Consider the following 13757-nt stretch of genomic DNA (forward strand, 5'->3'; position numbering starts at 1 on the left):
CAAAAATGCAACTTGTTGAGATTGCTTAGTTTTGATGTAATAGCATGAACACATAATAATAACGACCGACTGTGAACGCTAAACTCGAGACCATCACATTATGTCCATACCAATCACGACAGCGTGTGCAGGAAATATATCAACAACTAGCGTCAAACGCTCAGAATATAAGCTTTTTTAACAGCTGGCCTTGGTTGTCAACCTGGCTAAAATGCTTACCTGAAAACCAAAAGATTAAATTCGTTGTTAACTTGGCAAACGAGCAGCCTACTGCGTGTTTTTTCTTAGGCCTGACACATAAAAAAGAAAATCGATTTAAAAAGCAACGTGGTTTCCTCAATAGTACAGGCGATGAAGTATTTGATGATTTAGTCATTGAATACAATAGTGTTATTTCACCGTTTGATTCACCAGCAGAACAGTTAAGAATTGCGTTTAACCATTTAAGCGAGGTTGAAGAACTGAGGGTACCCCATAGTTTTGGCTTAGATGTGTCATTATTTTCTGACTACTTTGTACGGGAACAAGAAACGCCAGCTTACTGGGTAGACTTAACACAATTTAGTGACATTGCTAGCTACAATACAACACGAAGTAAAAATACGCGTCATCAACTTAGGCAGTCTTTTAATGCCTATCAAAACCAGTACGGCCCACTTCAAATCGTTGCTGCCAATTCAACACAACAAGCGCTCCAGTTCCTTGACGCCTTGAAGCCTTTGCATCAAGTATATTGGCAAGGCAAAGGAAAAACAGGCTCTTTTGCATCGACATTCTTTGAAGTATTTCACAAAACGCTCATAGAAGATTATTTTGACGCTGGTGTTGTTCAGCTACTCAAAGTCACCAGTGGTAAAGAAGTTCTGGGTTATCTATATAACTTTGTTCACAACAATGAGGTGCTTTTTTATCAAAGTGGCTTTAACTACTTGCCTGAAAATAAGTTTAGGCCAGGTCTGATATCACACACCTTAGCCATCGAATACAACCTTAACGCCAACAAAGCAAAATATAACTTTTTGGCCAGTCATGCGAGCTACAAAGCTCGCTTATCAACACATCACGACATGTTAAATAGCTGGGTTATCTCAAAAAGAACAATGACAGGCTATGTGGAAAAATGCCTAAGGCTTATTGCCGATAAACGCTAATCTTAAGTATTAGAGCACGCCACAAACGGGTGAGTGCAGTGACTATTATCACTTTGCATTTCCTTCACTTATTGGCTATTAAACATTAATAACGAATTAGAGTAGAGTGGACTATATGACTGACAAAAAACCATATAATAGCGTTGACGATGTTATTGCTCTACTCGATGAGAATAAAAACCAACGAGGCATTGATAACTGGGAAAAGTTATCCAATAAGCATGAACTTACCTCGTATGGCATTGGGCTAACTCAACTTAGAAAACTGGCCAAAAAAATCGGCCGTAACCGCTCATTATCAGCGCTACTTTGGCAATCTGATGTGTATGACGCCAAAGTAATCGCACTTCTGATAGACGACCCTAAAGCAATAACGGAAGCACAAGCCGAACAACAAGTCGATGAATTAGCAGCGGGCATGTTAGTGCATGTTTATAGCTCGTGCGATGCCACATTAGCCAAATCTCCTTTGGCTTTTGATTTAGCAAACCGATGGCTTGAAACAGATGACGAATATCGGAGAAAAAGCGCTTACGGATTATTGTATGAACTTTCCAAAAATAAACGTAACGCTAAACTCACTGACGAGTTTTTCTTTAATTGCCTTGACCACTTAGAAGAAAGGTTGAAAGCAGACAATGAGTCTAAATCTATGCGTCTAGCCATGGGCGGGTCACTGATGGGAATTGGCAAAAGAAATAAAGCATTAAACCTTCGTTCTGCGCAAATAGCCAAAGATATAGGTCCGATAGATTTTAACGAAGACGGCGCTAAATGCGATCCTTTTGATGTGCACAAGCACTTGGTTAGCCCTTCATTACTCGAAAAACTCAATAAATCCTAGTACCTCAATCGTATTAATAATGCGGTGCAAGCTTCTTAGCATTTTTAGGATCAGGGAGAAACACGCCCTGTTTAAATGCGTCGCTAATGAGCAACTTAATTTGCTCTTCCTCTAAACCAATATTGTGCTTTTTGCTGAACCCAAAATACGTCTCTTTCGAACGTTCATTATCGAGTGACATAGGCGATACACGCAGCGCTCTTCGTTGAATCTCTGATAAATGTAAATCTAACATCATCGGATTGGTCATCATCAGGTCGATACGCTCTTTCACTAACAAAGATAAGCCGACTCGTTCATTTTGAATTGATACTTTGTTTAACGAATCATCATTATCGAATTTGAAGAAATAGGTAGAGCCTCGTGGAACACCAATAATTTTCCCTTTAAAGTCTTCGTAGGTATTTATCGCAATATCTTTTTTCGTGATAATAGTTAACTTATCAGCTAACTTAAACGGCGCGTAAAACGCAAATTCTTTGCGTTCTTCCGTGATATTTAGCCCGGCAATAACATCGGCATGCCCCGATTCGAGCAAGGCAACACAACGTGCAAAATTTGGTGCTTGAATATAGGTAAGATTACGGTCTAAGACCTTTGATAGTTTTTTGAGTGCAGTTATGTGACTACCGTACGGTTCGGGCCCTAAGTATTGATATGGGGGATGATCATCAATACAGGCTATCATGTCTTTATCGCCCGCATAGGCAAAAAAGCTAAAGAACAAAGATAAAGTTACAAACAAAACACTAATCATATTCAGATCAAGATAGTAAAAAATACTCCGCCTGTAAACATTTGTTACATCTCTAATAACAGCTTAATTAAAGTTATCTATAAAGAACAACAAGTTAAATAAAAGCCCGATAATTCGGGCTTTTCATTAAGTGATAGATTTTAAAGAATAGGTGCTTTATTTTTCACCGGTGTTACTGTTGCTTTGCCCTGAGTGAGAGACTTAGTCACTTCGGAAAACTGAGATAAAGGCCCTAAATCTAAATTACTCAGTACAATACCTAAGCGCGCATAGTGGAAGTGGTTCCACGCTTCACTTGTTCGTGACTCAACTGGCGTACTATTGGTTAAGAAATCCTGATATGAATTAATTCCCTCATATCCGCCAAGCGCGATGTTAAAACGAGCGTTATCAACAAGGCTCTCTACTTGCGCATCCGGTATAAACTGATTCGTGTCTAAATTTTCAAAGCTAGGCACAGTCCCCGAAGTCGGCGCAGTTAAAAACCAGTAAATCACTGATTGACCTTGTGAAAAAGCATCAACCGATATCGATAAATAATCATAATTTTGATAGTTCGAAAGGTCATAAGTTTCTGAGACACCAGAAACCACATTTGCTAACTCGGAATAATCCACATACTCGATTGGCAAATCAAAAGTTTGATTATTGTTTTCTGTATCCAATCGATTAAAGTAAAACATTTGAGCGCGGTCAGCACCTGTGCCAGTATTAACATCTTCAAAATAATACGAGCTTACACTAAAGTAATCTTTGTCCTCATGATCAAACACATAAAGTGGTTTGTCTTCGTGTGAGAAAACGTAATTTCTGAACAATCCTTCGCCATCACTAAATGTTAGCGCTTGTGTTGAGTTTTGAGCATCTGTATTGATCAGTACTTCGCTACCATAAAGGTTTGGCTGCACAGTAATTTGCGGTTGCGAGAAGTCATTGATGAACGCACCAAAAGCTTCTTCAGGATCACTATAAGTAAGCATGATACTAATTGGGTTGTAATCACCCTGAATAGGCTTACAAATTTCAATATCTCTAAATCTCGCTGCGCCCAATGATGGAGTCATTGAATATCCATTGACGTCATCTAAGAACCCACCTGAAGGAAAGTCCGTCGCTCTTTGCGGAACCGTTGCCAGTATTTCAATATCCTGACATTCACATTGACCTGTCTCGTTTGTGTATATGCGATAATTCAGTTCATCTGACATTGGTTGGTCAATCACGGTGTACATTTCAATTGGTGTAACACCTTGTACGTCACCTAATGTAGGCATAACCACCGAAATATCGCGTGAATCGCTTGCCGTAGCGTAGGTAATCACACCATTTGCGTTGGCACTGATGACTTCTTCATTTCCGAAGTTTGCATCATGAATAACAAGCGAAGCATTACTAACGGGTGTTTCATTACCACACGCATCTTGATAAACAGCCGACACTGTTAGTGTATTGAGGTTAGGTGTTGAGCCCTGATCAACAGAGCCACCATTTGTCGCAGTAGATGAACTTCCGCCACCACCACCGCACGAGAAGAGTAAAGACGACGTTATCGCGACAAAAACAGCATTAAACTTCATGTTCAATCCTTTGAAATAACTACAAAAAGGAAGAACATTAACATATTTTTAACAATGAGTTAATAAAAGCAATAAGGAAAAAATGAAAATAGAAATACAGCACATAAGCTGTGCAGCATGTTCATAAAATAAGAATATGTATTACAAATGGTACCGGAGGACGGACTTGAACCGTCACGCTCGCAAGAGCAACGGATTTTGAATTCACACTGTTTATACTTATACACCTATATTATCAATGTGTTATGATTACTTTATAATTCTATCATACCATTCTTCATACCAGAGTGTAGAAAATGAACATAAAAAACGATATTACAAATTGGAACATAATCAATGACGAATTAGTGATTATGAAACAGAATTCGTCCTATTGGTATGCACAGATTAAAACACCACCAGAATTAGGTTTTAAGAACAACAGAAAAAGAATACCAACAGGAATTAAAATTGGAACAGTAGAGAATTATTATGAAGCTGTGGCTTTTGGTCTTAACCTAATCGCAGAAAATAAAGTAAAAATAAAAGAAGGAATTCCACTTTATGAATTAAAACCTACTGTAAAAAGTGTTGCCCTAAAAGTAATAAAAGAAATACAGGATATGAAAATAAAGAGGCAAACACACAAGGACTACATAAGAATTCTTGAAAAGGAAATAATCCCACAGTTAGGACATTTATATTTCAAAGACCTACAAATAAGAGAATTAAAAGAGTTCTATCATAATAAAAAGGCAAAATCTCCAACGAGAATAACACTAACAAACACAACATTTGACAAACTATTTTTCTATGCAGTGGAAAACAAAATAATCAATCAAAGAGATACACCTGAGTTCAAAAGAATAAAAGTTGAAAAAGAAATACCAGAAGAAAAGATTATTTTCAGAGAAAATGATTTTGAAATAATAGAAAACGATTATAAAAACTTTATTGAAAATGGTACTAATAAAACATCGAGAGAAAACAGAGAGCTTTTATATTTATACATGGAGTTCCTTAAAAATACTGGCGTAAGAAGTGGTGAAGAAACAAAAATAAAATGGAAAGATATTTATTCATCTGAAAGAGATGGAAAAGAAAGAATAGTTATATCACTTAAAAAAGGAAAAATGGGGCAAAGAAAGAAATCAAGAGATATTGCCATTGATAAAAAGACTTTTAGTGTCCTTGTTGAGCTTCTAAGAAGAAAAATGAAAGATGACAACCCATTAAAAGATAAATCTTCTGAAATGAAATTTAGTAGTAAGTATTTATTTATTTTTATTAAACTAGCAAAAATTGAAAATGAATACATATTTCAAAGAAGTGATAAAAAAATACCAAACTTTGGAGACTCATTCAATCAATTAAAAGAACATTTAAACAATAGATTATCTGATGAAAAAATAACACTATATAGTTATAGGCATTACTACATAACAGATAAACTACTCAACAATGTAGATATATATAAACTAGCAAAATATGTAGGTAATTCAGTAGAAATAATACAGAGAAGTTATTCAAAAGTTACAAGCCAGCTAGCGTCTGAACATGTAGTAAAAGAGCTTGACATTGAACACTTTAACTAATCATCAAAATATAACAAAACAAGTTTGTTACATTTTAACGATTGACAATTTAAGGGGCTAGATAGCCCCTCTTTCTTGATTATCTAATTCTACTATTTTTATAGCTATTTCTTTTTGGTTATCATCAAGATCTTCAAAAGAGATAACAGTATCATAATTCTGTTTAGCTCTACCTTTAACTAACAATAAATCACGTTTGTTACCAACTATTGCAAATGATTGATTTTCAGCTTTTAGTTTTCTTGGAGTCTTTGAACTTGAAGACTCTTGAGAGCGTTCACCAGCTTTGAAATCTTCAAAAGATAAGCCTTCTTCCTTCATGAGAGCCAAAAGCTTTTCTGATGGTAATTTGAGGCTATTCATAGCCTCTTTTATGTTCTTCTCTACCTTCTGAGCTTCTAAAACTGAAAAATTAGCAAAAACTTTTTTTAATTTCTTAACATCTAAAAATATATCTTCCATATATATACCCTCTGATAATAAACATTAATAATATATCATTAAACAATAAAACATAAAAGCGCAATACAGCACAGCTTTGTATTTATGCGCCCTTTTTTATGTTTTTATCCTATAATTTATTATGACGCATCAAATAAACCATTCTTAACGATATACATACATTGAGAATCAGACATTCCAGTTATTCTTGTCATTTGTTCTGTATAACAAAAACAATCTGATTTACCATCATATTCAATAAAACCGCATGATTTAGGTTTTGGTGACAATTTTGGTGAATTTACATTATCATATATTGGTGCTGTATGTGGTAAACCTGCAATTCTTGGTTTATGAATTTCAAAATATTCTTCTTCACTCATATATTCCCTACCTCTACCAATCATCATTTTAGTTGTATCAACAGTACCGTTTTTAACTGCATTAGTTACATCTGAGTTTCCACCAATAACATTACTAGATTTTGTAGTATCAGTATTACTGGTATTTTTTTTACGAAGGTCTTGAGAACTCATTAAGTTATATAAATAGTCTACAAGAAAATAAATACCAACTAAAACAGCCAATAAGACATAAACTTGTTTTGGCATTTTAAATTTATGGGTATGAACTTCTGCTGATTTATAAACTTTAAAATACTTACTTGGTAATCTAAATGCTTTAGAACTTAAATCACCAACTTCTTTACGATTATCAGGGTTAAAAACCGTATCAGATTCAGCACGAACAACAAGTTTACCACCACGAGGTCTATAATAATTAATATGGCGATAAGTCAATTTTCTAACATGAGTGTCAATCATGGTAGGGTTTTGAGTAATAAGAAAGAAATCTAAACCATAATGTCTATGCCTTTCTAAATCTGTAATAAATTCAGGAATTGTTTCACGAGTATTTGTTCTAGCTCTAAATATTTCTTGACACTCATCAACTATAATAATTGCATCTTTGGGAAACTTCTTCCAATCTCTTATTGCTTCCTCAGTAGTTGGTTTAAAAGGAATTACATCATGATCTAATTGATTAATATTATAATAAAATACTGGTCTATGATTTTCATCTGGCTTTGGAAAAACACCCTTAATATTCCATAATAACTTCTCTTTAAAAGTTAGTTTTCTAGTGCAAATATAATTCTCATATATTTCTTTAATTGTGTTTAATGTTTTGCCATTCCCTGGCTTTCCTGTAACTAAATAAATCATAACAAATCTCCTTTTTGTTCTTATTTCTTACCAAATCTAAGCTTTTTAAAACTTCCCCCATTCAATCCATTCATAACCATTCTTACTGTTACTGCTGTAATAATAATATTCATTGCAATATCAACTTTTAGTAACATCAACATTTCCAACATAGAAACAGGTAAACCATTTAAATTAGCAATAATTTTTGAAGTTAATCCATCTGTTAAATTAGAAACACCAGTAAAGGTTGCATAACCAACACCAAAATATGTTAATAGCTTTAAAACTAAAGGTATGGCAACAGATATTAATGCATTTAATAAATACCCCATTAATTACCCCTAAACATAATCTGGTAAGCCTTAAAATAAGAAAATGCCATTACTAAATAACTAATCATTATTGCGAAATCACAAAACAAATCGTATTTGATATAAAACACTTTTCCCATAACAGTAAATGTTTCAGGAGCGGGGCAAGTTCCGCCACCAGAACCTAAAATAGATGTTTCCTTGAAATAACTATCTAAATCGAATGTTTCACCATTAAAAAAACCATCTTCGTTATTAGCTTTCCATTGATTTTGTTCATTAACAATTGCATCTATATCACTTTCATTTATTTTGTTTGATTCAACTATTTTATTAGCTACATCATCTAGTTTATTTACAATCTTATCTGCACTTGAATTAACTGAGTTATTCAAATTATCTAACTTAGTATTTGTTTCTGACGAATCCCCACCTTCCAAAGACTTGCAATATTGTAATTTTTGATAAGCAACAGACGCACAAAGGACAGGATCACCATCACATTGTTCTGGTTCACCGCATTGAGTATGTGTGTATGAAACAGCTCCTGTACCATCACCAGAAGCTTGACAATTAGAAGGGTCTACACAGGGATTTTCTGGATTACCACCAACAGAACCAGTATCAGAATCACCATCACCACCTGATGTTCCACCACCATGAGAACCATCAGTAGCTATTCCATCTTGATTTTTACTATTTAAAGGATGTTCTGGATCGGCTGTATTACCTTGGTCTGTATCACAATTTGCAATAGGAACACCACTAGAAACACATGTATTACCAACACATGCGCTACTTCCACTTGTCCAATTACCATTTACTTTACATTCAGGAACTCTATTATCTTCATTACATAGGTAAGAACAAACATCATCTTTTGTGACGTTATTAACACAAGTACCTTGTGCATCATATTTAGCACCTAAATGACCTACATCACACTCTGTATATTGAGGGTCGTTTTGGTCAATACATTTGCCCTCTAAACTAAATACCCCTTTTGCATTTGGATCATAATCGTCAATTCTATACAGATATATTTTACTACTTGTCCATACATCACTAGGACAGTGACTTGCTCTTGTTCTAGTACCAGCGGGACTTCCATAAGATTGTGAAGAAGAAGTATAAATAGTATACGTAGGCTGCCCCAAATAAGAGCCTTGAGAAATAAATCCATCAGGATGAACTGTACAATCAAAAGTTTCAAAAGAAGGGCTGGGTGTACCACACTGATAATCAGGAATTGTAGGAGCACCAGCAAAAGCATGGTCAATTTTTAGAAGAAATATAAAAGCAAATGCCATTAATATATATCTGGTAACAAAACCAGAACTATCTTTTATCCTAATCATATTAAGCATCCATCATAATATGAAAAGAGATAATCATTGTTATCATGTAATAGTCATAAATACTTAGCATTAAAAATCTCCTTTTTTTAATTTTTTTCTTTGACAAATAAGGCGTTTACACGCCTTATTTAATTTGATTAACCGAATATTGCAGCTTTAATCCATTTGAATAGGATTGTTACACCAGCAAGACCTACTAAAGCCATACCAACAGCAGTTAATGCAGCAGTACCATCAGTAAGTAATCCACCTGTAACAGTAGATACATCAACAGCAAACATTGCTGTACTTGCTACAGTTGCACCAACAACAACACCAGATTTTATAAGTAAATTTTTCATATTTTTTCTCCTTGTTATATTTATAATTTCCTTATTCTTTTTTTTAATTGGTTAAATCCAATAATTAGCAAAAAGCTAAATCCTTACCTATTAATAAGACTCTTTAAAATCATTCTAAAAAGAAACGCAAGAGCCATTATTGCAATAACAGAAGGTAACATTTCATAATATTCTTCATGTGTTAATCCTCCTTGGATTTCATTAACATGAACAATATATTCTGTACCCTTACAAGTGCGATCAACATCATAAGGTTCAGAACAAACCAAAACATAACCTTCCATAATAATTACTTTTCTACAGTTTCAGGCATAGATCTAAGATATACATTCTCATATATACCAGTACCTGATTTATTTATTTTGTTTTGAAAGCTAACTTCCGCACTAACCTTTTTACCAACAAGAGACAAAATATCTTCTTGGATATTTGGATTTTTATCTATAAGTTCTTTTGTAATATTAAGATATGCGAATTTAGTATCTAGTAGGACAGTAACCTTTATAAAAGTATTACCGTTATTTTCATTAGAATTTACATCACGAATTTCACCAACAATGTAATAACTGTTCTTATCAAACATAACCTATCTCCTTTTTAATTTTTGGCTATAACTAAACAATTACCACACAAAAACAATATTAAAAGAGATAAACAATAATTATTTTTAATATATTAAAAAAAGATATTACCTATTGGTATTTTTTGAGTTTAATATTTTTGAGACGTAAAAAAACCATCCGAAGATGGCTTTTTAGGGGGGATTGATTTATTGCAAAAGCAAGATTTAAAAAAAGCTTAATTGCTTATGATTTAATTAAAACATAGAAATAAATAATGTCAACAATAACAAGGAAATTATTTTAATTAATTTTTATATATTCGTTACGAGTTTTATATTCAACACCATTACAAACAAAACCACATATTTGTTTTTTATCATCACCATAATCATCCAAATAATATTCTATAAAATTACCATATTCATCATATATTGCATCTTTATATATAAATTCAACAAAATCCTTTAATGGAGATGTACAAAAATCTTTGAAATTATTATCTTTTACCATTTTAGATAATTCTAACAATGCTTCATCATCCGTTTTAAGTTCAAGTTTATTAAATCTTTTCAATTCCCTCCATAATACAATACACCTATCTATACCAAAAAAACCAAATCTTCTATATTTATGTTCTTTATAATGAGATTGTATTTGTCTAAACTCCTTACTATCTTCATCAGAGATACAAAGACCTTTCTTTATATACTTAAAAATATACGAAGAAGGTTTAGCCTTTTTCTTTCCTTTATCAGCTAATTTTTCAGATGTTTTTTCAACTACAAATTTACATGAAACATCATGTACATACTTATGACCAACATTTGAAAAAGATAATTTTGTATAGTGACTAATCCATCTACAGATAGCACTAACATCTTCTTTTCTACAAAATATTAGAGCGTGTTTATGAACAGCAGCACTTGAATGTGGCTCTTTAGACCAAAAACCAAAAGGCATATCAATATCCAATTTATCAATCTTTTTCCTAAAGTTTGACCAGATTTTATTGATAAAATTAACAGAATCTTTTGGTGTTGATTCTCTATCCCAACAGTCAGATTTAGATTGTTTAGGGTTAATATGAAACTTAGGAGGACAAGTAATAGTTGCAAATACCCATGTAAAACCCATTGCTTCAGCTTTAAGCTCTAATTGCTTGTTAAAGGCATGTAATTCAGCTAGTTTTGTATCATTATCTCTAGTTAATTGAGCTAAAGAGAAAACTTCACCAGATTGATTTTTAAGATAAGTGTTTTCTAAATATAGTTTTTCTTTTTCAAGCTTTTTCTTAGTTTTGTCTAATAGGCGATCAGTAACATAACTCATTTTATATTTATGCAAGTTAATACATTCAATATAGATAAGTTTTATTTGCTCTAGTTTCTTGTATAGATATTCGAAATCCATCAAATGATTAAATTTAGAATCCTTTCTATTACCAGCTAATTGAGAGAATTTTAAACCGAATGCAATTTCACTATTAGAACTTAAAGAATCAAATTTATCTTTATAATAAGAAATTAGGTTATATGTAACTAAAGATAAGTTTTCATAAAATACGATTGATGATTTTTTTGATTGTTTTATTTGAACGATAGAATGATTATAAATAAATTGTAAAAGCTCGTTTCTCTCACATAAATCATCATATTCTTGAATTGCTATTAACTCTTCTAAAATCCTTTCAGATTGAGTTTTTTCACGGCAAAGCTTAATGCCATTTAATAATGTTTTTAAATCTTCCATAATTATCCCCTTGTTATAATTAATACCACTTATATATAATCATGCAAGAGAGAAAATTTAGGAAAATCAAAATACCTTTATTTATAGGGAAATATTTTTTTACGACACTTATTCTTATTTATCCAAGGCATCCTGTAGGATGCAGTTTTTAAATTTTTCGATTGGTAAACTTTGCAACCAAACAGTACCAGTACCTTTTAAGGTGCTTAAAAATAAGCCTTCCCCACCAAATATAATATTTTTTATATTACCAGTAGTACATATCCCATACTCAATATCACCAGAATAAGCAACTAAACAACCATTATCTATTTTTATTTCTTCGTTATTTAGTTCTATTTGTTTAACATAGCCAAAAGTATTAAGGAATATTTCACCTATACCTTCAATTTTTTGAAGAATAAAACCTTCACCTCCAAAAATACCAGTACCTATTTTTTTGTTAAAGTGTATATCTATATTTGTACCAACAGAGCCGCATAGAAAAGCACCTCTTTGACATATAATTGAAGAATCATGTTCTAAAAGATTAATAGGTATAATTTTACCTAAATAAGGACTAGCAAATGCAACTTTTCCATCAAAGATGGAATAATTATTGAACTTTGCAAAAAACGCAGATTCACCAGAAGCAGCGCGTCTTGTGGTTTTCATAATATTAGAAATAAAACCATTACTTTCATTTCCATCACCAGCAATCGCCTCAAACTCAATACCTTCTTGCATAAAATACATACTTCCAGCTTGAGCAATTATTGATTCCTCAGAATCCAAAGTTATTTCTAATGTTTGTAGATCGTTACCTAAAATTTCATATTTCATAATATCTCCTTATAAATGAAAACTGCCCCCGAAGGGGCAGAAGGAGATGTGAAATTTTTTATAGAGGTTATCACTTCCTCTTACAATAATTATTTGTTATCTCCTTTTTACACACACAATTTAAAACAAACCTCTATTAGACAATCTAGAAACTTCTCTTTCCTTTAATTCATCCTCAATAATTTGATTATGAACCTTAGACAATAAGTTCATGTACTTTTGTTTTTCATCAAAAGTTTTACTATTTAAGCACTTATTTTTAAGATATTTATATTTATTATTTAATTCATCCATAACAGAAATTTTTATTTATATATTAATAAATATTACATAACTATTTTTAAAATCAACACTATCTCTTTTATTTTTTTAAATAAGTGGTACTAATTAACAATATAAGAAAGTGTATACACAATTTGTATATTTACTTTTTTCAAAAGTGTACTCACTACACTTTTGTTCCAAAAGGTTCGTCCTGCGGAGCTAAGAAATTTATTTCATAAATTAAAGGAGATAAGAAATGAAATATAATAAAAAGGAAAAAAGCGCTATAGAAACGCTTAATGAACTTACTCAAGCAATAAACAACAAAAAACATGTTGCATTTACTGCTGGAGAAGTAAAAAGACTAGATAAAGAATTTGGGATAGATATTTGGGGAATGACAACGCCAATGTCAAATGTAAAAACTAAATTCAGAGGAAAAGAAGAATCATTAATAACTATATATTACCAACACCCTGAATTTGGAGCTATGAAAACGTACAGATATTTTAACTTTCAAATAAAGGAATATAAATAATGAAAAACATTAAAAAAGAAAAAGAAATAAATGAAAAATTTGAAAAATACAAAAAATACTTAAATTTCTTCCCTAGCAATATAAACAAAGAAGAAGAAAAATATTATAACAACTTTGATTCAACAGAACCAATTGAAGATATGGATATATATGAGTGTGAAATATGTGAAGGATTCAATTTCACAAAATCAAATGAATCAGGAAATGTAATTTGTGTACATTGCGGAAATATTAATAAACAATTATAAGGATAACTAAC

The 13757-nt window shown here is 32.2% G+C and carries 16 protein-coding genes; 5 read left to right on the forward strand and 11 right to left on the reverse strand.

What is annotated here, in order from left to right:
* Positions 1–71 precede the first annotated feature (71 nt).
* Both QQK05_RS10475 and QQK05_RS10480 read left to right on the forward strand, forming a co-directional pair.
* Positions 72–1151: a GNAT family N-acetyltransferase gene (locus tag QQK05_RS10475; protein ID WP_284298327.1), complete on the forward strand. Its 1080-nt coding sequence runs from the start codon at positions 72–74 to the stop codon at positions 1149–1151.
* Between the two features lie 115 nt (positions 1152–1266).
* A complete protein-coding gene (locus QQK05_RS10480) occupies positions 1267–1995 on the forward strand; it encodes a DNA alkylation repair protein (protein WP_284298329.1) in 729 nt (242 codons plus the stop codon).
* 13 nt (positions 1996–2008) lie between these two features.
* On the opposite strand, the gene QQK05_RS10485 is transcribed toward QQK05_RS10480, so the two are convergent.
* Both QQK05_RS10485 and QQK05_RS10490 read right to left on the reverse strand, forming a co-directional pair.
* A complete protein-coding gene (locus QQK05_RS10485) occupies positions 2009–2752 on the reverse strand; it encodes a substrate-binding periplasmic protein (protein ID WP_284298331.1) in 744 nt (247 codons plus the stop codon).
* Between the two features lie 140 nt (positions 2753–2892).
* On the reverse strand, positions 2893–4329 hold the full coding sequence (locus QQK05_RS10490) for a hypothetical protein (RefSeq protein ID WP_284298333.1): 1437 nt from the start codon (positions 4327–4329) through the stop codon (positions 2893–2895).
* Between the two features lie 296 nt (positions 4330–4625).
* Between QQK05_RS10490 and QQK05_RS10495 the strand changes: the two genes are divergently transcribed.
* Positions 4626–5903, forward strand: coding sequence for a site-specific integrase (locus QQK05_RS10495; RefSeq protein WP_284298335.1), 1278 nt, complete (start codon positions 4626–4628; stop codon positions 5901–5903).
* 57 nt (positions 5904–5960) lie between these two features.
* Here QQK05_RS10495 and QQK05_RS10500 read toward each other — a convergent pair whose 3' ends face one another.
* The 9 genes from QQK05_RS10500 to QQK05_RS10540 all read right to left on the reverse strand — a co-directional run bounded on the left by QQK05_RS10500 (position 5961) and on the right by QQK05_RS10540 (position 12696).
* A complete protein-coding gene (locus QQK05_RS10500; RefSeq protein ID WP_284298337.1) occupies positions 5961–6365 on the reverse strand; it encodes a hypothetical protein in 405 nt (134 codons plus the stop codon).
* Between the two features lie 119 nt (positions 6366–6484).
* Positions 6485–7570 carry a zonular occludens toxin domain-containing protein gene (locus QQK05_RS10505; RefSeq protein WP_284298339.1) on the reverse strand — a complete coding sequence of 362 codons (1086 nt, stop codon included), beginning with the start codon at positions 7568–7570 and terminating at the stop codon, positions 6485–6487.
* Between the two features lie 20 nt (positions 7571–7590).
* Positions 7591–7884 carry a DUF2523 domain-containing protein gene (locus QQK05_RS10510; protein ID WP_284298341.1) on the reverse strand — a complete coding sequence of 98 codons (294 nt, stop codon included), beginning with the start codon at positions 7882–7884 and terminating at the stop codon, positions 7591–7593.
* A complete protein-coding gene (locus QQK05_RS10515) occupies positions 7884–9221 on the reverse strand; it encodes a virulence factor TspB C-terminal domain-related protein (protein WP_284298343.1) in 1338 nt (445 codons plus the stop codon). The genes QQK05_RS10510 and QQK05_RS10515 overlap by 1 nt, the downstream gene beginning before the upstream one ends.
* Before the next feature lie 137 nt (positions 9222–9358).
* A complete protein-coding gene (locus QQK05_RS10520) occupies positions 9359–9562 on the reverse strand; it encodes a major capsid protein (protein ID WP_284298345.1) in 204 nt (67 codons plus the stop codon).
* A gap of 83 nt (positions 9563–9645) precedes the next feature.
* Positions 9646–9846, reverse strand: coding sequence for a hypothetical protein (locus tag QQK05_RS10525; protein WP_284298347.1), 201 nt, complete (start codon positions 9844–9846; stop codon positions 9646–9648).
* 5 nt (positions 9847–9851) lie between these two features.
* Entirely contained in the window at positions 9852–10145 is a 294-nt protein-coding gene (locus QQK05_RS10530) for a hypothetical protein (protein WP_284298349.1), read from the reverse strand.
* A gap of 280 nt (positions 10146–10425) precedes the next feature.
* Positions 10426–11874, reverse strand: a complete 1449-nt coding sequence (locus tag QQK05_RS10535) for a replication endonuclease (RefSeq protein ID WP_284298351.1) — start codon at positions 11872–11874, stop codon at positions 10426–10428.
* A gap of 114 nt (positions 11875–11988) precedes the next feature.
* Positions 11989–12696, reverse strand: a complete 708-nt coding sequence (locus QQK05_RS10540; protein ID WP_284298353.1) for a TIGR00266 family protein — start codon at positions 12694–12696, stop codon at positions 11989–11991.
* 520 nt (positions 12697–13216) lie between these two features.
* On the opposite strand from QQK05_RS10540, the gene QQK05_RS10545 reads away from it, so the two are divergent.
* A complete protein-coding gene (locus QQK05_RS10545) occupies positions 13217–13498 on the forward strand; it encodes a hypothetical protein (protein ID WP_284298355.1) in 282 nt (93 codons plus the stop codon).
* Positions 13498–13746 carry a hypothetical protein gene (locus tag QQK05_RS10550; RefSeq protein ID WP_284298357.1) on the forward strand — a complete coding sequence of 83 codons (249 nt, stop codon included), beginning with the start codon at positions 13498–13500 and terminating at the stop codon, positions 13744–13746. Before QQK05_RS10545 ends, QQK05_RS10550 begins: the two co-directional genes overlap by 1 nt.
* Positions 13747–13757: the final 11 nt, after the last annotated feature.

The sequence above is a fragment of the Thalassotalea loyana genome, from assembly GCF_030161435.1.
GTDB classification, from domain to species: domain Bacteria; phylum Pseudomonadota; class Gammaproteobacteria; order Enterobacterales; family Alteromonadaceae; genus Thalassotalea_G; species Thalassotalea_G loyana.